The organism is Sanguibacter sp. HDW7, from assembly GCF_011300875.1.
Classification (GTDB): Bacteria; Actinomycetota; Actinomycetes; order Actinomycetales; family Cellulomonadaceae; genus Flavimobilis.
The window spans coordinates 395,100-420,509 of record NZ_CP049862.1 but is presented as its reverse complement, the minus strand read 5'-3'; the positions used below and the strand labels follow the sequence as shown (position 1 = coordinate 420,509).

The following is a 25,410-nucleotide window of genomic DNA, read 5'->3' as shown; positions in this document are numbered from 1 at the left end:
GCCGCTCAGCGGCTCGTGAGCCTCCGGTACGCCTCGCCGAGGGTCTCGGACGCGTAGGTCGAGCGGGCCTCCTGGAGGCCCACGCGGACCGACGGGCATGCGCCGCGGTCGGCGCAGTAGACGTCGATCGACTCCGGGCTGTGCTCCGTGACCGGCAGCGGCTCCTTGAGCTCGGCCGGCGCCTCGGGCCGCAGCGCGACGACGTCGACGAGGTCGGGCTCGGCCTCGACGAGCTCGACGAGGACGTCGCGCGGGACGTCGTCGTTCTCGGCGAGCACGTGGCGGACGAGGGCGGAGCGGTCGTGGGCGAGCTCCTCGTAGACGTGCGCGTCGAGGGCGGGGGCGGAGGCGAGTGCGATGCGGTCGTCGAGCAGGCCGGAGGTCGTCCGGCGGTTCAGTGTCGTGAGGTCCACGTCTCCACACCATCATCGCGACAGCCTCGATGCATGGGACCTCCGGGCACGGTCTCGCCGTGCCCCGGCGACCTGTGCCCCAGGATGCCGGTGGCGCGTTCGCTGACCTAGTCCCCCTGGCGCGAGATAGTCGCTGTGCGGTCCTATCTCGCGTCGGGAGGACTAGGTGAGCGGGGTCGTGCCGGGTCCGCTCAGCGGGCTAGCCAGCCGCCGTCGACCGCCAGGGTCTGGCCGTGGATGTAGTCCGACGCGCGCGACGACAGGAAGACGACAGCGCCGCCCATGTCCTCGGGCGTGCCCCAGCGGCCCGCGGGGATGCGCACCGAGAGCTGCTCGAGGCGGACGGGGTCCGCGAGGAGCGCCTCGTTCATGTCCGTGGCCATGTAGCCCGGCGCGACCGCGTTGACGTTGACGCCCTTGCCCGACCACTCGTTGCACAGGGCCTTCGTGATCTGACCGACGGCACCCTTCGACGCCGCGTACGCGACGACGTTGAGCCCGCCCTGGAAGGTGAGCAGCGACGCGGCGTTGACGATCTTGCCATAGCCGCGCTCGAGCATCGGCCGGCCGAAGAGCTGGCAGAGGCGGAAGACAGCGCGCATGTTGACGTCGAGCACCGCGTCGAAGGCGTCGATCGGGAAGTCGACCGCCGGGTAGCGGTCCTGCGTGCCGGCGTTGTTGACGAGGATGTCGACCTGGTGGTCCGCGAGGACGGCCGCCGCGACGGACTCGATCGCGGACATGTCGCCGAGGTCGACCGCGTAGTGGTGGACCGCGCGACCCACGGACGCCGCGTGCGCCGCGAGCTCGTCGGGCACTGCCCCGCGCGACAGGACGACGACGTCGGCCCCCGCGTCGAGCAGCGCCTTCGAGATGCCGAGGCCCAGGCCCCGGCCGCCGCCCGTGACGACCGCGGTGCGGCCCTCGAGGGAGAAGATGCTGGTCATCGGTCGGCTCCGTCCTGCAGCGGGGTGACGAGCACCTTGAGCGCGTCCGCGCCCGAGGTCGCGGCGTCGAACGCCGCCGAGACGTCCGCGAGGTCGTACGCGGCCGTCGGGAACTTCTCGAGGCCGAGGACGCCCGACGCGAGCAGCTCGATCGCCCGCGTGATGTCGGGCGTCGTGTAGACGCGCACGCCCACCATCGACTGCTCCTTGAAGCACACGTCGCGCAGGTTGATCGCCGTCGGCTCCTTGTAGACGCCGACGATGACGATGCGACCCAGGACGCGCGTCGCGTCCGTGAGCTCGGCAGCGACCGACGGGTGCGCCGCGGAGTCGAACGTCGTGTCCGCCCCCTCGCCGCCCGTGAGCGCGTGGAGCGTCTCGGTCATCGTCGCGCCCTCGGGCACGACGTCGAGGCCGAACGACTCCGCGACGGAGCGGCGCCACGGCGACGGCTCCGTGATGACGACGCGGCCCGCGCCCTCGGCGCGCGCGACGAGCGCCGTGAGGACGCCGATCGGGCCCGCGCCGAACACGGCGACCGTGTCGCCCTGCTCCATGCCGGACAGCGCGACCGCGTGGACGGCGACCGCGAGCGGCTCGACGAGCGCCGCGAGGCGCGCGTCGACGCCCTCGGGAACCGCGTGGAGCGTGTGGGCCGGCAGCGCGACGTACTCCGCCATGCCACCGGGGGTGTCGATGCCGTAGAGGCCCAGCCGGTTGCAGACGTGCGCGGCGCCCGAGCGGCACGCGCGGCACTCGCCGCACGTGATGAGCGGCTCGACGACGACGAGCGTGCCCTCCGCGAGGCCCGACGCGCCCGGCTCGACGATCCAGCCCGACATCTCGTGGCCCGGTACGAGCCCGTGCTGCGCGCGCGGGTGCTTGCCGTGGTAGATCGCGAGGTCGGTGCCGCAGATGCCGTTGTAGGCCATCTTCACGAGGGCCCAGCCCTCGGGGACCTCGGGCAGCGGGATCTCGCGGACCTCGGCGGTGTCGGTGGCCGTCCACACGGCCGCCCTCATGGTGCTCATCGAACTGCTCCTTCAGGGGTCGTGCCGAACGCGGCGTTGCGGCCCGGGGCCCCGAGGACCTCGGGGTTGAGGATGTCGCGCGGGTACGTGCCCGCGACGACGTCCGCGACGTTGGCGATGGTGCGGCGCTTGAGCTCCTCGTAGGACTCCTCGGAGTACCAGGCGAGGTGCGGGGTGAGGACGACGTTGTCGAACGTCGTCAGCGGGTCCTCCGCCGGGATCGGCTCGGTCGTGTGGCAGTCGATGCCCGCACCCGCGAGGCGTCCCTCGCGGAGCGCCGCGACGAGCGCGTCGTTGTCGACGATGCCGCCGCGCGCGGTGTTGACGATGATCGCGTCGGCCCGCATGGTCGCGATCTCGGCCTCGCCGACAAGACCACGGGTCTCCTCGGTGAGCGGCGTGTGCACGGAGAGCACCTGCGAGCGGCGGAGCAGCTCGTCGAGGCTCACGACGCGCACGCCGTGGTGCTCGGTCGCGCCGGCGGGCACGGCCGAGTCGTAGCCGATGACCTCGTAGCCGAGGCCGGCCGCCTTGCGGGCGGTCGCGGAACCGATGCGGCCGAGGCCGAGGACGCCGAAGACGCGCTCGCGCGTCTGGTAGAGCGGGCGGACGGCGACGAGGTCGAACGACCCCGCACGCACGCCGCGGTCGAGACGCGGGATGCCCCGGGCGACGGACAGCGCCATCGCGATCGCGTGGTCGGAGACGGCTTCCGTGCCGTAGTCGGGCACGTTGCAGACGGCGATGCCCCGCTCGGTCGCGGCGGCGACGTCGACCGAGTCGACGCCCACGCCGTACCGGCCGATCGCCTTGAGACGCGGCAGGCGGTCCATGACCTCGCCCGTGATCTGCGCGTACTGGACGAGGATCGCGTCGGCGTCGAGGCAGTTGGCGACGAGCGTGTCGTCGTCGAAGGCCTGGGCGACGACGAGCTCGGCACCCGCGGCGTCGGCGACGGCCTGCTCGGCGTCGAACGTGTCGTGGTCGCACTCGGTCGTGATGATGCGCATGACGGAGGTTCCTGCCGGGCTCAGCGGGCGAGCCAGCCGCCGTCCACGGGCACGATCGCGCCGTGGACGTAGGAGGCGGCGCCGGAGCACAGGTAGTGGATCGCGCCCGCGATGTCCTCGGGGGTCGCCCAGCGGCCCGCCGGGATGCGGTCGAGGATCGCGGCCGAACGGTCCGCGTCGGCGCGCAGCTGCGCCGTGTTGTCCGTCGCGACGTAGCCGGGGGCGACGGCGTTGACGTTGACGCCGCGGCCGGCCCACTCGTTCGCGAGGGCCTTCGTGAGGCCGGCGACGGCCGACTTCGCCGACGTGTAGCCGGGGACGTTGATGCCGCCCTGGAAGGAGAGCATCGAGGCGATGTTGACGATGCGGCCCGAGCCGCGCTCGAGCATCGACGCGCCGACCTCGCGGCACAGGACCCACGTCGCGCGCAGGTTGATGTCCATGACGTCGTCGAAGTCGGCGTCGGAGTGCTCGGCGGCGGGCGTGCGCTTGATGATGCCCGCGTTGTTGACGAGGATGTCGACCCCGCGTGCGCGCAGGTCGGCGGCGAGGGCCGTGAGCGCCTCGCGGTCGCCCAGGTCGCACTCGATCGGCGTGAACGTGCGCCCCGCCGCCTCGACGGCCGTGCGGGCGTCGGACTCCCCGTCGGGCATCTCGACCGAGACGCCGACGATGTCGGCGCCGGCCTGCGCGAGCGCGGTCGCGATGCCGAGGCCGATGCCGCGGTTCGCGCCCGTGACGACGGCCGTGCGGCCCTCGAGCGAGAAGAGGTCGGCGAGGTGGGACGAGAGTGCGGGGGAGGTGCTCATGCTGGGGTGCTTCTTCCTGTGGGTGCGCGCTCGACGCGCAGGGCTACCGGCCCTGGAAGCCCAGTGCCGCGGAGATCGCGTCCGCGGTCGCGATGGCCTGCGGGGCCATCGCGGTGATCTGGGCGTCGGAGTGCTCGAGCGCGAGGGTGGAGATGGACAGTCCGTAGCGGACCGTCCCGGTGTGGTCACGGATGGGTGCGGCGACGCAGGAGACGCCGGGGACGTTCTCCTCACGGTCGCGGGCGTACCCGAGGGCGCGGACGTCGGCGATCTCGGCACGCAGGCCCTCGAGCGTCGTGATCGAGTGCTCCGTGCGACGGGCGAGCCCCGCACGGGCGACGAAACGCTCGAGCTCCTCGTCGGAGTGGTCGGCGAGGATGACCTTGCCGATGCCCGAGGAGTGCATGGGGATGGCGTGCCCGACGCGCGAGGGCATCTGGTACGGCTTGTCGGAGTCCGAACGGATGAGGTAGACGACCTCGTCGCCGGCTGCGACGCCGACGTGCACCGTGCAGTGCACGTCGGCGACGAGCCGCTCGACGTGGGGTCGTGCGATGGCCGAGATGTCGAGGTTCTCCAGGGCCCTGCCCGCGAGGGAGAGGATCGTGGGACCGGGTTGGAAGCGCCCGTCACCGTCGACGAGGATGAACTGCCGCCCCTGCAGCGTGCCGAGGATGCGGTGGACGGTGGCCTTGGCCAGCCCGGTCGCCTCGACGACGTCCGTGAACCGGGAGTGCGAGAGCGCAGCCTCGAGAACGAGGAGGGTCTTCTCGCTCGCGCTCGCAGCGACCGTCGTGCTCGTCTGCTCGGTCATGGTCGTCTCCTGAAGGGTGTCGGGGCAGGTCAGCGCATCTCGGTGACGGGGAACCCGTCCATGTCGTCGAACGACTGATTCTCCCCGGCCATCGCCCACACGAACGAGTACGCGGAGGTCCCGACCCCGGAGTGCACCGACCAGCTCGGCGCGATCGTCGCCTGCTTGTCGGCGACGACGAGGTGACGGGTCTCGTCAGGACGACCCATGAGGTGGATGACGCGCGCGTCCGCCGGGACGTCGAAGTAGAGGTACGCCTCCATGCGACGGTCGTGGGTGTGCGCGGGCATCGTGTTCCACATCGAGCCCGGGTGCAGCTGCGTGACACCCATGACGATCTGGCAGGACTTCACGCCGTTCTCGTGGATGTACTGGTTGAGCGTGCGACGGTTGCTCGTCAGCTGGTCGCCCAGCTCACGCACCGTGCCCTGGCCGGGCTCGACGAGCGTCGTCGGGTAGGCCGTGTGGGCCGGTGCCGAGACGACGTAGAACGCGGCGGGGCCCGCCTCGCCCTGGGCGTCGACGGACGCGAACGTCACGTTCTCGACGCCACGACCGAGGTAGAGGCACGCGCCCTTGGCGAGCGTGTACGTCTCGCCGTCGGCCGTCACGGTGCCCGCGCCCCCGACGTTGACGACCCCCGCCTCGCGGTGCTCGAGGAAGTACGTCGATCGGATCTCGTCGTACGTCGGCAGGTCGATCTCCCGGGTGACCGGCGTGATGCCGAGCAGGACGACACGGTCGTGGTGGGTGTAGACCGACCCGACCTCGTCGTCGCGGAAGAGGTCCTCGACGAGGTAGCGCGAGCGCAGCTCGTCGGTGTCCATGCCCGGGACGTGCTCGGGGCTCGTGGCGTACCGCTGTTCCATGGGGTTCTCCTTGTAGGTCTTGGCGGCTGTTCTAGATCATCCCGGTGAGCCGCGGCAGCCACAGCGACAGCTCGGGGACGAACACGATGATGAAGAGCATCGCGATGAGCGTGAGGAAGAAGGGCATGAGTCGCACGATGACCGCCTCGAGCTTCGCCCCCGCGACCTGCGACCCGACGAAGAGCACAGGCGCTGATGGTGGTGATATCACCGCGATCGAGAGGTTGAAGACGAGCATGATGCCGAAGTGCACGGGGTGGATGCCGTAGCTCATGGCGATCGGCAGGAAGATCGGCGTGAAGATGAGGATCGCCGGCGTGGGGTCGAGCGGGATGCCGATGATGAGCAGGAGCACCATCATGATGAGCAGGACGATGACCTTGGAGTCCGTCCAGCCGAAGAGCGACTCGGCCATGAGCTGCGGGATCTTCGTGAAGCTCATGATCCAGCCCATGATCGAGCTGACGCCGATGAGGAAGATGACGACGGAGCTCGTGCGGCAGGCCGAGTAGAGGATGCCGGCCAGGTCCTTGATCTTCACCGCGCGGTAGCAGAACGCGAGGAAGAGGGAGTAGACGACGGCGATGGCCGCGCCCTCGGTCGGAGTGAACTTGCCCCAGACGATGCCGCCGATGACGACGATGACGAGGGTGAGCGACGGCAGCGCCTGGACGAAGGCGACGAGGATCTCCTTCGGGCGGGGCCAGCGTGCCGCGCGCAGCCCGGGGTGCTTGCGGGCGTAGAACGCGACGACGACCGCACAGGCGAGGCCCCAGAGGATGCCGGGCACGTAGCCGGCCATAAAGAGCGCGCCGATCGACGTCCCGCCGGAGGCGAGCGCGTAGATGATGAGCGTGTTCGACGGCGGGATGAGCATGCCGGCGGGTGCGGAGGCGACGTTGGCAGCGGCGGAGAACGCCTTGTCGTAGCCCTCCTTCTTCTGCATGGGGGCCATGGTCGTGCCGACGGCGGCGGCGGCCGCGACCGCGGAGCCGGAGATCGCGCCGAAGAGCATGTTGGCGACGACGTTGGTCTGCGTGAGGGGCGCGGGGGTGCGCCCGACGAGGACCTTGGCGAAGTTGATGAGTCTCACGGCGATGCCGCCGTTGTTCATGATCTGCCCGGCCAGCACGAAGAAGGGGATCGCGAGCAACGGGAAGGAGTCGACGCCCTTGAACATGCGCTGGGCGGACGTGAGGACGCCGTTCTCCCAGCCGAGCACGAGGATCATGCAGATCGCGGACGGCAGTGCGATCGAGATGGAGACGGGCGCGCCGATGGCGAGCAGGAGGATCATGCCGCCGAGCAGCACGAGTCCGATGAGTGCGGGGTCGACGTTCACAGCTCCACCTCGTCGTCGGGGTCGATCTCTTCGACACCTGCGTAGCTCGGCGAGAGCGTGCGGACCAGGTGGTAGATGAGGTACAGGGAGAGCAGCACCCCGGAGACGGGCACCGCGAGGTAGAGGACGCCGGCGTTGACGGGGAGGACCGGGTTGAGCTGGTCCCACGTCATCATCGCGTTGGTCCAGCCGCCCCAGATCATGATGATGACGGCGAAGGAGAGCGTGGAGAGGTACGCGAGGACCTCGATCCAGCGCTGGGCGGCGACCGGGAACTTCCTCACGAGGAAGTCGATCGCGACGTCGGCCTTCTCGCCGGTGGCGATGGAGATGCCGATGAGGCTCAGCCAGATGAACACGTAGCGGGCTGCCTCCTCGGTCCAGATGCTCGGGGAGTTGAGCACGAGGCGGGTGATGACCTGCCACGTGACGAGGAGGACGAGGATCGCGAAGAGCGCGACGCAGATGGTCCTCAGGACCGTGTCGAGCACGGCTTTCGTACGGGTCATGGGGTGCCTTCTTCCGGGCGGGTCGGCCGTCGACGTCCTGCGTCGACGGCCGACCGCTGGGTCCGACGCGTCAGCGAGCGGCCTGGATCTGCTCGTAGATCTTCTTGGTGACGTCCGTCGTCAGACGCTCCTGGTGGAGCGGGAGGACGGCGTTGCGGAACGCATCGAAGTCGACGTCGTTGAACTTCGCGCCGGCGGCCTCGGCCTTGGCCTTGCGGTCGGTGACGGCCTCGGCGAAGAGCTTGACCTCGGTGTCGACGGACGCGTTGACGAGCTCGAGGAGCTTCGCGCGGGAGGTCTCGTCCATGTCGGCGAGCACCTTGGGGTTGATGACGAGGGTGTCGGGCATCATGAGGTGCTTGGTGTACGCGTAGTACGGGGCGATCTCGGCGTGGGCGAGGTCGGAGTAGATGAGCTCGTTGTTCTCGCCGCCGTCGAGGACGCCGGACTGGATCGCGGTGTAGACCTCGCCCTGGGCCATCGGGGTGCCGACGCCGCCCATGAGCTCCATCATGCGGACGTTGGTGTCGGAGCCGATGACGCGGATCTTCATGCCCTTGAGGTCCTCGGGCTTCGTGATCGGGCCGGTCTTGGTGTAGACGTTACGGACACCCGCGTGGTACGAGACGAGGACCTTGATGCCCTTGTCCTCGATGGAGCTGTAGAGCTCGCCGGTGATGGCGGGGTCGTTGAGGACCTTCATCTGGTGCTCGATCGAGTCGAACAGGTAGGGAAGGTTGACGACCGAGAAGTCGGGGTTGAAGTTCTCGAGGAGGGACCCGCCGACGATGGCCATCTGGACCGTGCCGGTCTGGACCATCTCGAGGGTCTCGGCCTGGGAGCCGAGGAGCTCGTCGTGGAAGACCTCGAGGGCGTACTTGCCGTCCGTGGCCTCCTTGAGCTTGTCGCTGATCTCGGCGAGCGCCTTGGCCTGGGGGTGGGCGGCGTTCTGGTTGAAGGCCACCTTGAAGGTGGTGGTGCCGGCGCCGCCGTCCGCGGCCTTGTCGTCAGAGGAGCAGGCGGCGAGGCCGAGCGCGAGTGCGCCGACCGCGAAGAGCGAAACGACCTTGTTCCGTCGCATGAGGGGTGTCTCCTTGCTGGGCCCGCCGGGGCGGGCGCGGGGTGCGGGTGACGAGGCCTGCCCGTGGACGGGGTGGGCCGTCGTCGTCTCGTGTGGGACGAACGTCGATGTTCTGGTGCGCCGGCGTCCCTGCCGGTGCCACACTGTTGTCTATATGGAACTGAGTTCCGGGTGACGGAACCAAGTAAGTCAGACGGTCCGCAGTCCGTCAACACAGAACCCGGGCACGCGCCAAGTCGTGACCGGAACGAGACACCACCGCACACCCCCGTCGAAGCCGACGGACAGAAGGAGACGACGATGTCCATGCAGCCCGCACGCCCCGCCCTCACGCTCGGCGCCTACGCGCTCACGCCCGCGGACCCCGACGACGCCGTGACCTTCGTCACGGCGCTCGACAGCCTGGGCATCGATGCCGTCGAGCACCCTCTCGCCGCCCCGGGCGACCCCGCGTGCGACCCCGCGCACGTCGCCGCGACCCTTCCGCCCGCCATCGACCTCGTCGTCACCTGCATCCCCCGGACCATGCAGCGGCTCGCCGTCGACGGCCGCTACGGGCTCTCCTCCTCCGACCCCGAGGGCCGCGCCGCAGCCCTCGCCGACCTCGCCGAGGTCGCGGAGTTCGCGCGCCGCCTCGCCGACCTCTCGGGCCGGCGCCGCGTCCGCGGTGTCGAGATCCACACCGCCCCCGCGCCGGCCCAGGCCTCCGCACGCGGCACGACCGGCTCGCTCGACGCGATGCGCGCCTCGCTCGCGACCCTCGCCGACCTCGACCTCGCGGGCGCGACGCTCACCCTCGAGCACAGCGACGCGCTCGTCGCCGGCCAGGCCCCCGCGAAGGGCTTCTGGTCGATCGACGACGAGATCGCCCTCGCCGCCGAGGCCGGCATCGGCATCACCCTCAACTGGGGCCGCTCGGCGATCGAGGCGCGCGACGCCGCCGCCCCCGCCCGCCACGCGGCGGCGGCCGCCGCGGCCGGCGTCCTGCGCGGCCTCATCTTCTCGGGCGCCACCGACGTGGCGAGCCCGTGGGGAGAGCCCTGGGACGACTCCCACATCGCCCCGCGCGGCTCGGACCCCGCGCTGGCCGCGAGCGCCGCGAGCCTGCTCGACGGCGACCAGGTCCTCGCGACGCTGCGCGCCGCCGGGGACGGCCTCGAGCACGTGGGCGCCAAGGTCACCGCTGCGCCCGGGACGGACGTCGCCGGCCGGCTCGCGGTCGCCCGCGCAAGCCTCGCCCTCGTGCGCGCCTCCCTCGACACCGTCGCGGCGGAGCGGGCATGACCGCACCGGTCGTCGGGGTCCTCGGCCTCGGCGTCATGGGCGCGCCGATGGCGCACCACCTGCTCGCCGCTCGCGGCGCCCTCCACGTCTGGGCACGTCGGCCCGCGTCCGCCACCGAGCTCGTCGCGGCGGGCGCCACCTGGCACGGGTCCCCGCGCGAGCTGGCCGCCGCGGTCGACGTCCTCGTCGTCGTGCTGCCGGACCTCCCCGACCTCGAGGCGCTCCTCGACGGCGAGGACGGCGTGCTCGCCGGCGTCACGGGGCGGCTGCTCGTCGTCGTGTGCTCGACCGTCTCCCCCGACGGCATACGCAACCTCGACGCGCGCCTGCGCGCGAGCACCGACGATGCCGTCCGCGTCGTGGACGCTCCCGTCTCGGGAGGCGAGGAGGGAGCCGTCGCCGGGACGCTGTCGATCATGGTCGGCGGGTCGACCGACGACGCCCGGACCGCCCTCGACGTCCTCGCGGCGTGCGGTCGCGCGGAGCATCTCGGGCCGCTCGGCGCCGGCCAGGTCGCCAAGGCGTGCAACCAGATGATCGTCGCCGCGACGGTCCAGGCCCTCGGCGAGGCCTCGGTCCTCGCGGAGCGGTCGGGCCTCGACGTCGGTCGGCTCCTCGACCTGCTCGGGGCCGGATACGCGGGCAGCCGCGTGCTCGACGTCAAGGCGCACCGCTTCGCGACGCACGACCACTCCCCCTCGGGCGCGGCGCGTTTCATGGTGAAGGATCTCGGGTTCGCGGCGGCCGAGGCCGAGCGCACGGGCACGTCCACGCCCCAGCTCGACGTCCTGCGCGCGACGTTCACCGCCCTCACCGACGCCGGGCTGGGCGACGCCGACACCTCGGTCGTCCAGCGCTATCTCGCCGAGCTGCCACGCACGGTGTGATCCTGGTCACACGGAAGGGTCGAGTTGGATGCCGCGCGCCCGTGCGCGCGATACACCGTCCCGCCCCTCCCGTCGAGCCCCGTCACCGCGCTAGCGTTCCGACGCACACCCCACCACCGAACGAGGACGCATGACCGACCACCGCCCCGTCGTGCTCGACGAGCCCGTCCCGGGCAGCCGACGCAACCTTGCCGACACCCTCCGCGACGAGAGCACCGGTGCGGTCCTGCTCCTCGCCGGGGCGGTCGTCGCTCTCGTGTGGGCGAACTCCCCCTGGCGCGAGAGCTATGCCGCGCTGTCCGGTGTCCGCGTCGGGCCCGCCGCGCTCCACCTCGACCTCACGCTCGCCGGGTGGGCGACCGACGGGCTGCTCGCGATCTTCTTCCTCGTCGTCGGTCTCGAGCTCAAGCGGGAGATCGTCACGGGCCAGCTCCGCCGCCCCGCGACCGCGATCGTCCCCATCCTCGCCGCCGTCGGCGGCATGGCCGTGCCCGCGCTCGTCTACGCCCTCACGAACCTCCAGCCGGGCGGCGAGGCGCACGGCTGGGCGATCCCGGCCGCGACCGACATCGCGTTCGCCGTCGCCGTCCTCACGGTGTGCGGCCGCGGCCTGCCCGCCGCGCTGCGCGTCTTCCTCCTCACCCTCGCGGTGGTCGACGACCTGCTCGGCATCGTCGTCATCGCGATCTTCTACGCCGGCGATCTCTCGCTGCCGAAGCTCGGTGCGGCGCTCGCGGCGGTCGTCGTGTTCGGCGTCCTCGTCCGACGACGGGGTGGCGCCCCGTGGTGGCTGCTCGTCCCTCTGGGCGTCGCGGCCTGGGCGCTCATGCACGCCTCGGGCGTCCACGCGACCATCGCGGGCGTCCTGCTCGGACTCACCGTCCCCGCGGTCGCGCGCACCGGGGACGGGACAGGCCAACGACGGCCGCGCGCCGACGACGCCCCGGTCGAGGACGTCTCCCTTGCCGAGCGGTACGAGCACCGGTGGCGTCCCGTCTCAGCGGGCTTCGCCGTGCCGGTGTTCGCACTGTTCGCGGCGGGGGTCGCCGTCGACCCCGCGGCCATCGCGTCGGCGGCGTCGACGCCCGCCGCGCAGGGAGTGTTCCTCGGGCTCGTCGTCGGCAAGCCACTCGGCATCGTCGCCGCGACGTGGCTGCTCGTCACGCTCACCCGTGCGCGGCTGGACGAGTCGCTGCGCTGGGCCGACGTCATTGCCGTGGCGTGCGTCGGCGGCATCGGCTTCACGGTCGCCCTGCTCATCGCCGAGCTCTCGTTCCCTGCGGGCTCGGCGTCGACGGACGCGGCGAAGGCCGCGGTGCTCCTCGGCTCGCTCACGGCGGCCGTGATCGGCGGCCTGCTGCTGTGGTTCCGCAGCCGCGCCCACGCCCGCCGCCCCTCCCCGGCCACCCCGTCCACCCCCGCGGCCTGACCCGCGCACCCGCGCACCCGCAAGTCTGTGCGCTACCCGCAAGTCTGAACCTGCGGGTAGCGCACAAACTTGCGGGTAGACGGGCACCCCCGGGGCCCGACCTGACGGCCGACGCGGCACGACGGCCCGCGCGGTACGACGGCCGGCCCGCCTCACAGCGAGAGCGCGCATCTGCGCCGAGGTCGCGCGTCTGACGACGCGGTCTCGGCGCGGATGCGCGCTCTCGCAGACTCCTGGTTGGCGCTCAGCCTGCCGGGGCGCTCGGCGGCGCCGTGAGGAACGCCGGGGCGGCGAAGCCTCGGAGCGCGAACGCGTCGGCGATCGCCTGCGCGACCGCGTCGGCCTCGTCCGCGCGGACGAGCGCGATCGCCGAGCCGCCGAAGCCGCCACCGGTCATGCGCGCGCCGAGCGCGCCCGCGGCGAGTGCGGCGTCGACGGCTGTGTCGAGCTCGGGCACGGTGACCTCGAAGTCGTCACGCAGCGACACGTGCGACGCCGTCATGAGCGGCCCGAGCCCCGCGACGTCACCCCCGTCGAGCACGGCGACGGCCTCACGGACCCGCTCGATCTCGGTGACGCAGTGACGCGCCCGGCGCCGGATGACGCGGTCGCCGATGCGGGCGAGCGCGGCGTCCAGCTCGTCGAACGGGACGGCGCGCAGGTCGGGCACGCCGAGGAGCTCGGCGGCCGTCTCGGTCGCCACCCGACGCGCGGAGTACTCACCGTCGACGTGGGAGTGCGGCGCGCGCGTGTCGATGACGAGCAGGTCGAGGCCGACGGCGAGCGGGTCGAACGGCACAGGGCGGACGGCGCCGTCGCGGCAGTCGAGGAGGATCGCGGCGCCCTCGACGCAGCGCAGCGACGACGCCTGGTCGAGCCCGCCCGTGTTGGCGCCGGCGATCTCGTTCTCGGCGCGCACGCACGCGGTCGCGAGGATCGCGCGCGCCGCGTCGTCGAGGTTCCGGACGCCCGGTCCGGAGCCGAGGTCGAGGTCGAACGCGTCGACGAGCGCGACGGCCGTCGCGGCCTCGAGCGCGGCCGAGCTCGACAGGCCCGCCCCGAAGGGCACGCACGAGTCGACCGCGGCGTCGAAGCCGCCGACCGTGAAACCGGCCTGGCGCAGCGCCCAGGCGACGCCGGCGACGTAGACGCCCCAGCCGCTGAGAGCGCCGGGCGCGAGGTCACCGAGCTCCGCCGTCCAGGTCTCGTCGGTCTGCGCGGAGACGAGGCGGACGACGTCGTCGTCCCGGCGTCGCAGCGCGACGTGCGTACGGTGCGGGAGCGCGGTCGGCAGGCAGAGCCCGCCCGTGTAGTCGACGTGCTCGCCGATGACGTTGACGCGGCCGGGCGCGGAACGGACGACGTCCGCGGCGACGCCGAGCCTGTCGGTGAGGACGGCGACCGCGCGGGCGTCGCCATCCTCGCGGGTCCAGGAGCCGAGGCGCTCGACGCTCATCGGTGGTCCCCCGGGTTCTCGAGGCCTGCGGGGACGTAGCCGGTCGCGACCTCGCGGAGGCGGTCGGCGACCTTCTCGGGGGTCGTGTCGGAGATCCACGCGGCCATGCCGGACTCGGAGCCGGCGAGGTACTTGAGCTTGCCGGGCGCGCGACGGATCGAGAAGAGCTCGAGGTGCAGGCGCAGGTCCTCGCGACCGTCGCCGACGGGAGCCTGGTGCCAGCCGGCGATGTACGGCAGGCGCGTCGGGGTGCCGTCGTCGTCGGGGAAGAACATGTCGCAGCGCGCGAGGATCTCGAGGTAGAAGCCTGCGAGGTCGTCCTTCTCGGCGTCCGTGAGCGCGGCGAGGTCGGGGATGGCGCGGCTCGTGTCGAGCGGCGCGACGTGGATCTCGACGGGCCAGCGGCCGGCCGCGGGCACGTAGGCGACCCAGTGCTCGGACTGCGCGATGACGCGGCGGCCCGAGCGGATCTCGGCGTTCATGACGTCGGCGAGAAGGTTGCCGCCCGTCGCGGCGCGGTGCTCGCGGGCGCGCTCGAGCATCACCGTGGTCTTCGGCGTGAGGTACGGGTAGGCGTAGATCTGTCCGTGCGGGTGGTGGAGCGTCACCCCGATCTCCTCGCCGCGGTTCTCGAACGCGAAGACCTGCTGGATGCCGTCGATCTGCGAGAGGGCCTCGGTGCGCTGCGCCCAGGCCTCGATGATCGTGCGCATGCGGCGCGGGCCGACCTCGCGCAGCGAGCGGGTCGAGTCGGGCGAGAAGCAGATGACCTCGCAGCGGCCGTCGGCGGGACGCACCTCCCACAGGGGCTCGCCCTCGAGCTCGCCCGGGCCGGGCGTGCCGTCGACGCGCGCGAGCGACGGGAAGCGGTTCTCGAAGACGACGACGTCGTAGTCGGTGTCGGGGATCTCACCGTCGGAGTAGGCGGCGCCGGGGCGGGCGGGCGCGAGCGGGTTGGCGTCGGCCGGCGGCAGGAACGTGCGGTTCATGCGGTGCGTGGCCATGGGGATCCAGTCCCCCGTGAGCGGGTCGCGACGCATCTGCGGGCCCTGGGCGCCGTCGGCGAACTGGGGCGGCAGGGGGCGCGGGTCGTCGAGGCGCCGGGTCGCAGCGCCCGAGACGTACGGCTCGGAGTCGTCGTAGTAGAAGAGCTCGCGGCCGTCCGCGAGATGGGTGGCGGTGAGCCGGACGTCGGTCATCATGACTCCTGGGTCGTGGGGACGAGCGTGAGGTGGACGCCCGCGTCGTGGACGGCGGCGCGGGCTGCTGCGGGGAGGGACTCGTCGGTGACGAGGACGTCGATGTCGTCGAGGCCGCCGAAGCGTCCGAGGCCGACGGTCCCCCAGGAGGAGGAGTCGGTGACGACGACGACGCGGCCGGCGGACCTCAGGAGCGCGCGGTTGGTCTCGGCCTCGAGGAGGTTGGGGGTCGTGAGGCCTGCGTCGGCGTCGAGGCCGTGGACGCCGAGGAGGAGGACGTCGACGCGGAGCGTCGCGAGGGCGGCGACGGCGAGCGGGCCGACGAGCGCGCGGGAGGGGGTGAGGCTGCCTCCCGTGAGGACGACCTCGGGGCGCTCGCCGGGGGCGCTGCCGAAGGCCTCGGCGACGGGGGCGGAGTTCGTGACGACGGTGAGGTCGGTGCGGTGACGGGCGACGAGCTCGAGGGCGCAGAGGTGGGTCGTCGTGCCGGCGGAGAGTGCGACGGAGGCGCCGGGGCCGACGATGTCGGCGGCGGCGCGGGCGATCGCGGTCTTGGCCTCGCGGGCGAGCTCGGTCTTCGCGGTGAAGGTGGGCTCGAGGGCCGTCGGGCGGGCGAGGACGGCCCCGCCGTGGACGCGGCGCAGAAGACCGGTCTCGGCGAGCGCAGCGATGTCGCGCCGGACGGTCATCTCGGAGACGTCGAGCTCGGCGGCGACGTCGGCGACCCGGACGGCTCCGTCGGCCGTGACGCGGCTCAGCAGGTGCTCCTGCCTCTGGTGCGCAAGCATGCACTCAGAATCTCACAGAAGCGAACATCAAACAACACCCCCGCGCGGGCCTCCCCGCACCCGCGAGCCGATAGGCTGGCCTGGGCCCGAGGACGGGTCCCAAGACATGCAGAGGCACAGGTGGCAGCACTCAACTACGGCGTCGTCGAGGCCGGCTCGGGGCACCTCGGGCACGTGACCTGGGCCGCCTACGGACCCCCGACGTCCCCCCTCACCCCCGTCGTCCTCCTCCACGGCCTCGCCGACTCGGCCGCCTGCTGGCCCGGAGTCGTCGAGCACCTCGCCACCGACCGCCTGACGATCGTCACGGACCTCCGCGGCCACGGCGAGTCCCCCCTGCCCGACGCCCTCTTCACGATCAAGGCCGCGGCCGACGACCTCGCCGTCGTCGTCCGCCAGGTCGCGCAGCGCCCCACGCTCGTCGTCGGGCACTCCCTCGGCGGGCTCGTCGCGCAGGACCTCGCCGTCCGCGCCCCCGCCCTCCTGCGCGGCCTCGTCCTCGAGGACCCCGCGTGGGCCATCGAGGCCGGCACGCACGGCGAGCTCGCCGCCTGGGTCCGCACGCTGCGGTCGAGCTCCTACGCACAGCTCGTCCGCCAGGCGCTCACGGAGAACCCCGGCTGGCCCGCCGACGAGGTCGCACCCTGGGCCGAGTCGAAGCTCCAGGTCGACCCGCGCGTCATCGACCTCGCCCAGGGCTGGGACGAGGGCGACCGCGTCGCCGAGCTCGCCCACCTCGCCCCCACGGGCGAGTTCACGACGACCGTCGTGCTCGGCACCCCCGAGCACGGCTCGGTCGTGCCTGCCGAGCTCGCCGAGCGCGCCGAGGAGACGATCGCCGGCCGCGGCGAGGTCCTCGTCGTCGAGGGCGCAGGCCACTGCGTGCGCCGCGATCGTCGAGCGCAGTTCCTCGCGATCCTCGACGAGGCCCTCGCGGTGGCCGACGCGCGCTGACGACGCACCCGCACGCACGAACGGCTGAGGCCTCCCACCCCGCGGGGTGGGAGGCCTCAGCCGTTGCTGTGCGGTGGCGTCAGGCGCCGGCCTGCCGCAGGCCGCCATCGCCGCCGCCCGTCGACGACGGGAGCGTCGTCGCGCGCGACGTGAGCGGCTCGATCGTCACCACGGCGTCGACCGCCGGGAGCGAACCGCGGTCCGTGCCCGTGAACGTGAACTCCCCGAGCGGCCCCTCGCCCGCGGCGTCGACGAGGATCGTCTGACCCGCGTGCACGTCGCCGAAGAGGATCTTCTCGGACAGGACGTCCTCGATGTCGCGCTGGATCGCGCGGCGCAGCGGACGCGCACCGAGCACCGGGTCGTAGCCGCGCTCCGCGAGGAGCGCCTTGGCCGCGTCGGTGAGCTCGATCGACATGTCCTTGGCACGCAGGCGCTTGTCGAGACGGGCGACCATGAGGTCGACGATCCTGACGATCTCCTCCTGCGAGAGCTGCGGGAACACGACGATGTCGTCGACGCGGTTGAGGAACTCGGGACGGAAGTGCTGCTTGAGCTCGTCGTTGACCTTGCTCTTCATGCGCTCGTAGTCGGTCGAGAGCGCACCGGTCGCGGAGAAGCCCGTGAGGACGCCCTTCGCGATGTCCCGCGTGCCGAGGTTGGTCGTCATGATGATGATCGTGTTCTTGAAGTCGACCACGCGACCCTGGGAGTCGGTGAGGCGACCGTCCTCGAGGATCTGCAGCAGCGAGTTGAAGATGTCGGCGTGCGCCTTCTCGACCTCGTCGAAGAGGACGACGGAGAACGGACGGCGACGGACCTTCTCGGTGAGCTGGCCGCCCTCGTCGTAGCCGACGTACCCGGGGGGCGAACCGAAGAGGCGCGAGACGGTGTGCTTCTCGCTGAACTCCGACATGTCGAGCTGGATGAGCGCGTCCTCGTCGCCGAAGAGGAACTCGGCGAGCGCCTTGGCGAGCTCGGTCTTGCCGACGCCCGTGGGCCCGGCGAAGATGAACGACCCGCCGGGACGCTTGGGGTCCTTGAGGCCGGCACGCGTGCGGCGGATGGCCTGCGAGATCGCCTTGATGGCGGTGTTCTGGCCGACGACGCGCTTGTGGAGCTCGTCCTCCATGTTGAGGAGGCGCGCGGACTCGGTCTCGGTGAGCTTGAACACCGGGATGCCGGTGGACTGCGCGAGCACCTCGGCGATGAGGTCCTCGTCCACCTCAGCAACGGTGTCGAGGTCGCCCGACTTCCACTGCTTCTCGCGCTCGACGCGGCGTCCCTGGAGCTGCTTCTCGGTGTCGCGCAGGGCGGCGGCCTTCTCGAAGTCCTGCTCGTCGATCGCGGACTCCTTGTCGCGACGCGCCTGGGCGATCTCCTCGTCCAGCTCACGCAGCTCCGGCGGCGCCGTCATGCGACGGATGCGCAGGCGCGCGCCGGCCTCGTCGACGAGGTCGATGGCCTTGTCCGGGAGGAAGCGGTCGTTGACGTAGCGGTCCGCGAGGGTCGCGGCGGCGACCAGCGCGCCGTCCGTGATGGACACGCGGTGGTGCGCCTCGTAGCGGTCGCGCAGGCCCTTGAGGATCTCGATCGCGTGCTCGAGCGTCGGCTCGGCGACCTGGATCGGCTGGAAGCGGCGCTCGAGCGCGGCGTCCTTCTCGATGTGCTTGCGGTACTCGTCGAGGGTCGTCGCGCCGATCGTCTGGAGCTCGCCGCGGGCGAGCATCGGCTTGAGGATCGAGGCCGCGTCGATCGCACCCTCGGCGGCACCCGCGCCGACGAGCGTGTGGATCTCGTCGATGAAGAGAATGATGTCGCCGCGCGTGCGGATCTCCTTGAGGACCTTCTTGAGGCGCTCCTCGAAGTCGCCGCGGTAGCGCGAGCCGGCGACGAGCGCGCCGAGGTCGAGCGTGTAGAGCTGCTTGTCCTTGAGCGTCTCGGGGACGTCGCCACGGACGATGTCCTGCGAGAGGCCCTCGACGACGGCGGTCTTGCCGACGCCGGGCTCGCCGATGAGGACGGGGTTGTTCTTGGTGCGGCGCGACAGGACCTGCATGACGCGCTCGATCTCCTTCGAGCGGCCGATGACGGGGTCGAGCTTGCCCTCGCGGGCCGCCTGCGTGAGGTTGCGGCCGAACTGGTCGAGCACGGCCGAGCCGGCAGGGGTGGCCTCGGCGGGGGCGCCGGACGCGACGGGCTCCTTGCCCTGGTAGCCCGAGAGCAGCTGGATGACCTGCTGGCGCACGCGGTTGAGGTCCGCGCCGAGCTTCGTGAGGACCTGGGCGGCGACGCCCTCGCCCTCGCGGATGAGGCCGAGCAGGATGTGCTCGGTGCCGATGTAGTTGTGGCCGAGCTGGAGGGCCTCGCGCAGCGAGAGCTCGAGGACCTTCTTGGCGCGGGGGGTGAACGGGATGTGCCCGCTCGGCGCCTGCTGGCCCTCGCCGATGATCTCGGTGACCTGGGAGCGCACCGCATCGAGCGAGATGTTGAGGGACTCGAGCGCCTTCGCGGCGACACCCTCACCCTCGTGGATGAGCCCGAGCAGGATGTGCTCGGTCCCGATGTAGTTGTGGTTGAGCATCCGCGCCTCTTCCTGGGCGAGGACGACCACCCGGCGGGCCCGGTCGGTAAATCTCTCGAACATCAGCTGCTCCTCACGAGCGGCGTACACCCGCGCCGGGTTCGGCGCGCAGGTCTGACCGCTTCGACTCTAACCAGCCGGGCGGCCCCCGGATGCCCGTGTTCGCCACAGGCGTGACGTGCGTGCGTCCCCTCGGACGCGAGGTCGCTGCCGGGTCCCCGGCAGCGACCTCGCGCGGAGCCTCAGCTTCGGCGGGGGCGGCGCAGGACCGTCACCGCGCGCGGCGCGAGGTGCGTCGGTCGGGCTCCGGTCGTCGGGTCGCTCGAGCCGTCGAGCAGGTGCTCCCCCTCGACCAGCGGCGAACCGTCGGCGTCGAGCGCGACGTCGTCGTCGGTGAGGTTGACGAGGAACCACAGCTCGACGTCGTCGTGCGCACGGACCACGAGCTCGACACGGCCACGCAGGGACGCAGGGAGCTCGCTCGTCACGTCGAGGAGCGGCAGCAGCCGCCCGAGCAGGCTGACGACGCCCGCCTGGCCGAGCCGCGTCGAGACGTACGTCGCAGAGCCGCCCCCCGCGTGGGTGCGCCGCGTGACCGCGGGCCCTCCCGCGACGTCGCCCGACGTGTAGGTGACGAGAACGTCGACGTCCGGGCCGACGACGTCGACCGGCTCGGACCACAGCGTGCCCGTGCCGCCGTCGGAGAGCGTCACCACGCTGCCGTCGAGCAGGGGCGAGAACTCCTCGACGCGCACGCCGAGCAGGTCCCGCAGGGCGCCCGGGTAGCCGCCCGCGAGCACGTGGTCGTCGGCGTCGACGATGCCCGAGAAGTAGGTCGCGACGAGGTGACCGCCGCGCGCGACGACCGCCTCGAGCCGGGTGCGCAGGGCGTCCGGCACGACGTGGAGGACGGGTGCGACGACGACGTCGTAGGGGTCGAGGTCGGTCCCGGCGGGCACGACGTCGGCGCGGACCCCGAGGTCACGCAGCGCGGCGAACCAGTCGAGCGCCTCCTGCCGGTAGCGCAGGAGCTGCGTCGGGTGGGAGTCGAGCTCGCTCGTCCACCACGAGTCGTGGTCCTGGAGGATCGCGACGCGCGCCGGCAGCTGCGTGCTGCCCGCGACGGGCGCGAGCGCCTCGAGCGTGCGCCCGAGCCGCACGACCTCGCGGAAGAGCCGGGAGTCGCGTCCCGCGTGCGGCACCATGCCCGAGTGGTACTTCTCGGCGCCCGCGACGGACTGCCGCCACTGGAAGTAGCAGACGGCGTCGGCGCCGTGGGCGACGTGCGTGAGGGAGTCCCGGACCATCTCGCCCGCACGCTTGGCGACGTTGACGGGCTGCCAGTTGACGGCGCTCGTCGAGTGCTCCATGAGGTACCACGGGCGCCGGCCCGCGATCTTGCCCGTGAAGGACGCGGAGAAGCTCAGCTCGGCGTGCGCCTGCGGGCCGGGGTGGACGTAGTGGTCGTTGGAGACGAAGTCGACGTCGGACGCCCAGGCGGGGTAGTCCTGCGCCGAGGTCTCGCCCATGACCATGAAGTTCGTCGTCACGGGGATGCCCGGCGTGATCCGCGCGAGGATCTCGCGCTCGGCCCGCAGGTATCCCTGGAGCGCGTCGGACGAGAAGCGCTTGAAGTCGAGCTGCTGCGTCGGGTTGGGGTAGGACGCGGCGAGGCGCGGCGGCAGGACCTCGTCGAGGCTCGTGTACCGCTGCGACCAGAAGGCGGTCCCCCAGGCGGCGTTGAGCGCGTCGACGTCGCCGTAGCGGTCGGCGAGCCAGGTCCGGAACGACGCCGCGGCATCGTCGGAGAAGTCGTAGGCGTTGTGGCAGCCGAGCTCGTTGGACACGTGCCACGCGACGAGCGCGGGGTGGTCCTTGTAGCGCTCGGCGATGACCTCGACGAGCCGGAGCGCGTGCTCGCGGAAGACCGGCGACGTGGGGCGCCAGTGCTGGCGGGCGCCCGGCCACAGGGTCTCCCCCGTGCGCGTCACGGGCAGGATCTCGGGGTGAAGCGTCGTGAGCCACGGCGGCGGGGAGGCCGTCGCGGTCGCGAGGTCGACCTGGATGCCGCCCGCGTGGAGCAGGTCCATGACCTCGTCGAGCCACGCGAGGTCCCACGTGTCCGGGCCCGTCTGGATCCGTGCCCACGAGAAGATCGCGAGCGACACGATCGTCACGCCGGCCTCACGCATGAGCTCGACGTCCTCGGCCCAGACCTCGCTCGGCCACTGGTCGGGGTTGTAGTCGGCTCCGAAGGAGATGTGGGGCGTCGGGTGAGCCGGGGTTGGCAGCAGCCAGCGGTGCGGTGCGGCGCCGGGAGCGGCCGCGTGCGCACGGGCCTCGGGGACGGTGATGGTGGACGACATCGGTGACGACGCCTCTCTGGGTCTGCGTGCCGCGGGGCGCGGCGGGTCGATCAGGGTGCGCGCCGTGCGCGGCCGACGGTCGTCGGCCGCGCACGGCTGGGGGCTCGGGGCCGTCACTTCATGCTGAAGCCCTGGTCGTTGCCGTAGGCGACAAGCTGCTCGGACCACGCCGCGAGGCCGTCGTCGAGCGTCGTGCCGGAGATGTAGGCCTTGCCGACGGTGTCGTTGAAGATCGAGTTCGCGTACACCTGGAACGGCAGGTACGACCATCCCTGGACGACGTTCGCCGCGGAGTCCGCGAGGACCTCGTTGATCTTCTGGCCGCCGAAGTACTCGGACTCGTAGCCACGGAAGTCGGCCGACTCGAGGTGCGCGACGGTGGCAGGGAAGTTGCCCTGGTCGACGCGGGTCTGGACGCCGTCGCCGGCGAGCGCGTACTCGAGGAACGCGTACGCGAGGGCCTTGTCCTTGCTGGCCTCCATGACCGCGAGCGAGGAGCCGCCGTTCTCGGCGCTCGCCTTCGCGCCCGCCTCCCACTGCGGCATCGGCGCGACGCGCCACTTGCCCTTGCCGCCCGGGACCCCGGACTCGAGGTTGGCCGGCATCCAGGCGCCGATCGTCAGGGTCGCGATGCTGCCGTCGCCGAGGCCCTGGTACCACTCGTCGGACCAGCTCGAGACGGGAGCGAGGAGGTCCTCGGAGATGAGCTGCTGCCACACGCCCGTGAACTTCTTCGTGCCGGCGTCGGCGAGGTCGAGCGTGACGTTCGTGCCGTCGACCTGGAACGGCTTGCCGCCGGCCTGCCAGATCATCGAGGTCGTGAAGCCTGCGTCACCGGTGTCGTTGGCGATGCGGATCTTGGGGTCGGCCTTCTTGAGCGCACGAGCTGCCTCGAGGTACTCCGTCCACGTCGTCGGGACGGCGATGTCGTGCTTCTCGAACACCTCGGTGTTGTAGAAGAGCGCCATGGGGCCCGAGTCCATGGGGAGGGCGTAGATGCCGTCGCCCTGCTTGACGGTGCTCCACGGGCCGGGGGTGAACGTGCCGTCGAGCTTCGAGGCGCCGAGGCCGGAGACGTCGGCGAGCGACTTGCCGAGCGCGAACTGCGGGATGGCGTAGTACTCGACCTGGGCGATGTCGGGGACGCCCGAGCCTGCGGCGATCGCGTTCTGGAGCGCCGTGTACTGGTCGTTGCCCGTGCCGGCGTTGACGAGGTCGATCTTCACGTTGGGGTTCTTGGCCGTGAACTCCTCGACGACCTTCGCGAGGGTCGGCTCCCAGGCCCAGACGGTGAGCGAGCCGCCCGCCGCGACGGCGCTCGTCGGGTCGCCCGTCGCTGCGGGCGGGGCGTCGGTCCCGCTCGAGCAGGCCGCGAGGCCGAGCGCGAGCGCGCTCGTCGCGGCGATCGTCGCGAGGAGGCGACGAGGGGTACGTGCGGTCATGAGGGTCCTCACTTCATCGTGGTGGAGGTGGTGGAGGTGGTGGTGATGGGTCGTGCTCGGGCGGCGGGTCACTCCTTGACGGATCCCGCTGCCAGACCTGACTGCCAGTAGCGCTGCAGGAGCAGGAACGCGGCGATCAGGGGGAGGATGGTCAGCACCGAGCCGGTGATGACGAGGTGGAAGATGGCTTCGCCGCCGGCGGTGGCCGCCTGGGCGTTCCATGCGTTGAGCCCGAGGGTGAGCGGGTACCAGTCGGGGTCCTTGAGCATGATGAGCGGCAGGAAGTAGTTGTTCCAGGTCGCGACCATGGTGAAGAGCAGGACCGTGACGATGCCGGGCGCGAGCAGCGGCATGCACACCTGGAAGAGCGTGCGCGCCTCGCTCGCCCCGTCGACGCGCGCGGCTTCCATGAGCTCGGTGGGGATCGCCTCGGCGGCGAAGGTCCACATGAGGTAGAGGCCGAACGGGCTGATGAGCGACGGGATGATGACTGCCCAGGGCGTGTTCGTCAGGCCCATGGACGAGAACATGAGGAACGTCGGGACGGCGAGCGCGGTGCCGGGGACCGCGACCGCTCCGATGACGACGGCGAAGACGCCACGCTTGCCGGGGAAGCTGAACTTGGCGAGCGCGTAGCCGCCGAGGATCGCGAGGAAGGTCGCGCCGCCGGCGCCGACGACGACGTAGAGCACCGTGTTGGCGAACCAGCGGACGAAGACGCCGCCGTCGTACGTGAGCGTCGTGCGGATGTTGTCCCACAGCGCGAAGTCGTCGGCGAACCAGAGCCCGAAGGACGACAGGAGGCCGGTCTGGCTCTTCGTCGCGTTGATGAGGAGCCAGAACAGGGGCACGAGCGAGTAGAGGAGCACGAGGCTCGTGAGCAGCGTGAGCGTCAGCGAGCGGCGGGGCCGCGCGCTCCGTGCGGGCCGGGTGACGCTGGTCCGCAGGCGGGGGCGCGGGCGGGCGGGTGCGGTCGTCGTCGTCATGGTCAGGACTCCTTGCGCATGCCGCGCAGCTGGACCGCGTAGGCGACCGCCATGGTGAGCAGGCCCATGATGATGGCGACCGTCGCGGAGTAGTTGTACTGCTGGCCGGAGAACGACAGCGAGTAGGCGTAGAGGTTGGGCGTGTAGTACGTCGTGATGACGTTGGGTGCGAGCGACTGGAGGATGCTCGGCTCGTTGAAGAGCTGGAACGAGCCGATGATCGAGAAGATCGTCGCGATGACGAGGGCGCCGCGGATCGCGGGGAGCTTGATCGCGGTGATGACGCGCCAGGGGCCGGCGCCGTCGATCTCGGCCGCCTCGTAGAGCGAGGCGGGGACCGTGCGGAGCGCGGAGAAGAAGATCAGCATGTTGTAGCCGACGAACTCCCAGGTGACGATGTTGCCGATCGCGGCGAGCATCCACTCGGCCCCGAGGGGGTCGGGGAGCGTCCAGCCGGTGAGCTCGTTGATGTTGCCGACGAGGCCGAAGCGGGTGCCGTACATGAAGCCCCACATGAGGGCTGCGACGACGGCGGGGACGGCGTAGGGCATGAAGATCGAGATGCGGAACATGTCGCGGCCGTAGAGGCGCCCGGAGTCGATCGCGAGGGCGACGAGGAGGGCGATGCCGAGCATGATCGGCACCTGCACCGCGAGGAAGAGCGCGACGCGCCCTGCGGCCTCCCACAGGCGGGGGTCCTGAAAGGCGCGGACGTAGTTGTCGAGCCCGACGAAGCTCGTGCCGCCGACGAGCTGGGTGCGGAAGACGGAGAGGTAGACGGCGTAGCCGATGGGCGCGAGGAAGACGAGCGTGAAGACGGCCATGAAGGGCGCCATGAAGCCCCAGCCGACCCAGCGCCTGCTGGTGCGGGGTCGCGCGGGCCGAGCGGCGCGCGTCCGGGGTGGTGCTGTCGTCGTCGACATCCTGAGTCCTTGCTGTCGGTCCGGGCAGCGGCGCCCGGGAACTCGTGAGCTCCGGATGTTGACGTCAACATCTGTCATTGCAGATCTGATGTTGACGTAAACATCGGTGGGTCGATCGTGACACCCGTCGCCCGAGGGGTCAACTCTCGAACCCCCTCGTTACGCGATCGTGACCGCCGGAGGGCAGTTCGCTCAGCCCCGACATCATGCGGATGTTTTCGTCAACATCCGCTACCCTGATCCCCGTGCGCGGGAACGCCCGCGCCACCCAGCGACTGGAGGCCACC

Annotated in this window: 22 protein-coding genes; 4 read left to right on the top strand and 18 right to left on the bottom strand. The window is 71.6% G+C overall.

What is annotated here, in order from left to right; translation table 11 throughout:
• Window positions 1–5: 5 nt before the first annotated feature.
• The 10 genes from G7063_RS01955 to dctP all read right to left on the bottom strand — a co-directional run bounded on the left by G7063_RS01955 (window position 6) and on the right by dctP (window position 8,825).
• Window positions 6–413, bottom strand: a complete 408-nt coding sequence (locus G7063_RS01955; protein WP_166412845.1) for a hypothetical protein — start codon at window positions 411–413, stop codon at window positions 6–8.
• 191 nt (window positions 414–604) lie between these two features.
• On the bottom strand, window positions 605–1,360 hold the full coding sequence (locus G7063_RS01950) for an SDR family oxidoreductase (RefSeq protein ID WP_166412844.1): 756 nt from the start codon (window positions 1,358–1,360) through the stop codon (window positions 605–607).
• Window positions 1,357–2,391 carry a zinc-binding dehydrogenase gene (locus G7063_RS01945; protein WP_166412843.1) on the bottom strand — a complete coding sequence of 345 codons (1,035 nt, stop codon included), beginning with the start codon at window positions 2,389–2,391 and terminating at the stop codon, window positions 1,357–1,359. Before G7063_RS01945 ends, G7063_RS01950 begins: the two co-directional genes overlap by 4 nt.
• Complete coding sequence (locus G7063_RS01940; RefSeq protein WP_166412842.1) at window positions 2,388–3,401, bottom strand: C-terminal binding protein; 1,014 nt, start codon at window positions 3,399–3,401, stop codon at window positions 2,388–2,390. The genes G7063_RS01945 and G7063_RS01940 overlap by 4 nt, the downstream gene beginning before the upstream one ends.
• 20 nt (window positions 3,402–3,421) lie before the next feature.
• The gene (gene kduD, locus G7063_RS01935) at window positions 3,422–4,210 is read right to left on the bottom strand and encodes a 2-dehydro-3-deoxy-D-gluconate 5-dehydrogenase KduD (protein ID WP_166412841.1); all 789 of its coding nucleotides are present in this window, start codon (window positions 4,208–4,210) and stop codon (window positions 3,422–3,424) included.
• 43 nt (window positions 4,211–4,253) lie between these two features.
• Window positions 4,254–5,024 (bottom strand): IclR family transcriptional regulator, encoded by a 771-nt coding sequence (locus G7063_RS01930; protein ID WP_166412840.1) that lies wholly within the window; start codon window positions 5,022–5,024, stop codon window positions 4,254–4,256.
• Window positions 5,025–5,053: 29 nt separating this feature from the next.
• Window positions 5,054–5,893, bottom strand: a complete 840-nt coding sequence (gene kduI / locus G7063_RS01925; RefSeq protein WP_166412839.1) for a 5-dehydro-4-deoxy-D-glucuronate isomerase — start codon at window positions 5,891–5,893, stop codon at window positions 5,054–5,056.
• A 31-nt stretch (window positions 5,894–5,924) separates the two neighbouring features.
• Complete coding sequence (locus G7063_RS01920) at window positions 5,925–7,235, bottom strand: TRAP transporter large permease (RefSeq protein ID WP_240916156.1); 1,311 nt, start codon at window positions 7,233–7,235, stop codon at window positions 5,925–5,927.
• Complete coding sequence (locus G7063_RS01915; protein ID WP_166412838.1) at window positions 7,232–7,744, bottom strand: TRAP transporter small permease; 513 nt, start codon at window positions 7,742–7,744, stop codon at window positions 7,232–7,234. Before G7063_RS01915 ends, G7063_RS01920 begins: the two co-directional genes overlap by 4 nt.
• A gap of 70 nt (window positions 7,745–7,814) precedes the next feature.
• Window positions 7,815–8,825 carry a TRAP transporter substrate-binding protein gene (gene dctP, locus G7063_RS01910; RefSeq protein WP_166412837.1) on the bottom strand — a complete coding sequence of 337 codons (1,011 nt, stop codon included), beginning with the start codon at window positions 8,823–8,825 and terminating at the stop codon, window positions 7,815–7,817.
• Between the two features lie 300 nt (window positions 8,826–9,125).
• On the opposite strand from dctP, the gene G7063_RS01905 reads away from it, so the two are divergent.
• From G7063_RS01905 to nhaA, 3 genes are all read left to right on the top strand, one after another.
• On the top strand, window positions 9,126–10,109 hold the full coding sequence (locus G7063_RS01905) for a DUF4862 family protein (RefSeq protein ID WP_166412836.1): 984 nt from the start codon (window positions 9,126–9,128) through the stop codon (window positions 10,107–10,109).
• Window positions 10,106–10,996: an NAD(P)-dependent oxidoreductase gene (locus G7063_RS01900; protein WP_166412835.1), complete on the top strand. Its 891-nt coding sequence runs from the start codon at window positions 10,106–10,108 to the stop codon at window positions 10,994–10,996. The genes G7063_RS01905 and G7063_RS01900 overlap by 4 nt, the downstream gene beginning before the upstream one ends.
• A 130-nt stretch (window positions 10,997–11,126) precedes the next feature.
• Window positions 11,127–12,425 (top strand): Na+/H+ antiporter NhaA, encoded by a 1,299-nt coding sequence (nhaA, locus tag G7063_RS01895; RefSeq protein WP_166412834.1) that lies wholly within the window; start codon window positions 11,127–11,129, stop codon window positions 12,423–12,425.
• 244 nt (window positions 12,426–12,669) lie between these two features.
• On the opposite strand, the gene galK is transcribed toward nhaA, so the two are convergent.
• The 3 genes from galK to G7063_RS01880 are packed head-to-tail and all read right to left on the bottom strand — an operon-like array spanning window position 12,670 to window position 15,868.
• Window positions 12,670–13,881, bottom strand: a complete 1,212-nt coding sequence (gene galK, locus G7063_RS01890; protein ID WP_166412833.1) for a galactokinase — start codon at window positions 13,879–13,881, stop codon at window positions 12,670–12,672.
• Entirely contained in the window at window positions 13,878–15,083 is a 1,206-nt protein-coding gene (gene galT, locus G7063_RS01885) for a galactose-1-phosphate uridylyltransferase (protein WP_166412832.1), read from the bottom strand. The genes galK and galT overlap by 4 nt, the downstream gene beginning before the upstream one ends.
• Complete coding sequence (locus G7063_RS01880) at window positions 15,080–15,868, bottom strand: DeoR/GlpR family DNA-binding transcription regulator (protein ID WP_166412831.1); 789 nt, start codon at window positions 15,866–15,868, stop codon at window positions 15,080–15,082. The genes galT and G7063_RS01880 overlap by 4 nt, the downstream gene beginning before the upstream one ends.
• Before the next feature lie 120 nt (window positions 15,869–15,988).
• On the opposite strand from G7063_RS01880, the gene G7063_RS01875 reads away from it, so the two are divergent.
• Complete coding sequence (locus tag G7063_RS01875) at window positions 15,989–16,822, top strand: alpha/beta fold hydrolase (RefSeq protein WP_166412830.1); 834 nt, start codon at window positions 15,989–15,991, stop codon at window positions 16,820–16,822.
• Between the two features lie 79 nt (window positions 16,823–16,901).
• Here the strand turns inward: G7063_RS01875 and G7063_RS01870 are convergent, their stop codons facing one another.
• From G7063_RS01870 to G7063_RS01850, 5 genes are all read right to left on the bottom strand, one after another.
• Window positions 16,902–19,469, bottom strand: coding sequence for an ATP-dependent Clp protease ATP-binding subunit (locus tag G7063_RS01870; RefSeq protein ID WP_240916155.1), 2,568 nt, complete (start codon window positions 19,467–19,469; stop codon window positions 16,902–16,904).
• Between the two features lie 179 nt (window positions 19,470–19,648).
• Entirely contained in the window at window positions 19,649–21,772 is a 2,124-nt protein-coding gene (locus G7063_RS01865; RefSeq protein ID WP_166412829.1) for a beta-galactosidase, read from the bottom strand.
• Between the two features lie 113 nt (window positions 21,773–21,885).
• A complete protein-coding gene (locus G7063_RS01860; RefSeq protein ID WP_206188189.1) occupies window positions 21,886–23,214 on the bottom strand; it encodes an ABC transporter substrate-binding protein in 1,329 nt (442 codons plus the stop codon).
• 68 nt (window positions 23,215–23,282) lie between these two features.
• A complete protein-coding gene (locus G7063_RS01855) occupies window positions 23,283–24,200 on the bottom strand; it encodes a carbohydrate ABC transporter permease (RefSeq protein ID WP_166412827.1) in 918 nt (305 codons plus the stop codon).
• Window positions 24,201–24,202: 2 nt separating this feature from the next.
• Window positions 24,203–25,123, bottom strand: coding sequence for a carbohydrate ABC transporter permease (locus G7063_RS01850; RefSeq protein ID WP_166412826.1), 921 nt, complete (start codon window positions 25,121–25,123; stop codon window positions 24,203–24,205).
• Window positions 25,124–25,410: the final 287 nt, after the last annotated feature.

Coding starts and splice junctions, on each gene's coding strand:
- G7063_RS01950 (WP_166412844.1), bottom strand. CDS start 1,360: ATGACCAGCATCTTCTCCCTCGAGGGCCGCACCGCGGTCGTCACGGGC.
- G7063_RS01945 (WP_166412843.1), bottom strand. CDS start 2,391: ATGAGCACCATGAGGGCGGCCGTGTGGACGGCCACCGACACCGCCGAG.
- G7063_RS01940 (WP_166412842.1), bottom strand. CDS start 3,401: ATGCGCATCATCACGACCGAGTGCGACCACGACACGTTCGACGCCGAG.
- kduD (WP_166412841.1), bottom strand. CDS start 4,210: ATGAGCACCTCCCCCGCACTCTCGTCCCACCTCGCCGACCTCTTCTCG.
- G7063_RS01930 (WP_166412840.1), bottom strand. CDS start 5,024: ATGACCGAGCAGACGAGCACGACGGTCGCTGCGAGCGCGAGCGAGAAG.
- kduI (WP_166412839.1), bottom strand. CDS start 5,893: ATGGAACAGCGGTACGCCACGAGCCCCGAGCACGTCCCGGGCATGGAC.
- G7063_RS01915 (WP_166412838.1), bottom strand. CDS start 7,744: ATGACCCGTACGAAAGCCGTGCTCGACACGGTCCTGAGGACCATCTGC.
- dctP (WP_166412837.1), bottom strand. CDS start 8,825: ATGCGACGGAACAAGGTCGTTTCGCTCTTCGCGGTCGGCGCACTCGCG.
- G7063_RS01905 (WP_166412836.1), top strand. CDS start 9,126: ATGTCCATGCAGCCCGCACGCCCCGCCCTCACGCTCGGCGCCTACGCG.
- G7063_RS01900 (WP_166412835.1), top strand. CDS start 10,106: ATGACCGCACCGGTCGTCGGGGTCCTCGGCCTCGGCGTCATGGGCGCG.
- nhaA (WP_166412834.1), top strand. CDS start 11,127: ATGACCGACCACCGCCCCGTCGTGCTCGACGAGCCCGTCCCGGGCAGC.
- galK (WP_166412833.1), bottom strand. CDS start 13,881: ATGAGCGTCGAGCGCCTCGGCTCCTGGACCCGCGAGGATGGCGACGCC.
- galT (WP_166412832.1), bottom strand. CDS start 15,083: ATGATGACCGACGTCCGGCTCACCGCCACCCATCTCGCGGACGGCCGC.
- G7063_RS01880 (WP_166412831.1), bottom strand. CDS start 15,868: ATGCTTGCGCACCAGAGGCAGGAGCACCTGCTGAGCCGCGTCACGGCC.
- G7063_RS01870 (WP_240916155.1), bottom strand. CDS start 19,469: ATGTTCGAGAGATTTACCGACCGGGCCCGCCGGGTGGTCGTCCTCGCC.
- G7063_RS01865 (WP_166412829.1), bottom strand. CDS start 21,772: ATGTCGTCCACCATCACCGTCCCCGAGGCCCGTGCGCACGCGGCCGCT.
- G7063_RS01860 (WP_206188189.1), bottom strand. CDS start 23,214: ATGACCGCACGTACCCCTCGTCGCCTCCTCGCGACGATCGCCGCGACG.
- G7063_RS01855 (WP_166412827.1), bottom strand. CDS start 24,200: ATGACGACGACGACCGCACCCGCCCGCCCGCGCCCCCGCCTGCGGACC.
- G7063_RS01850 (WP_166412826.1), bottom strand. CDS start 25,123: ATGTCGACGACGACAGCACCACCCCGGACGCGCGCCGCTCGGCCCGCG.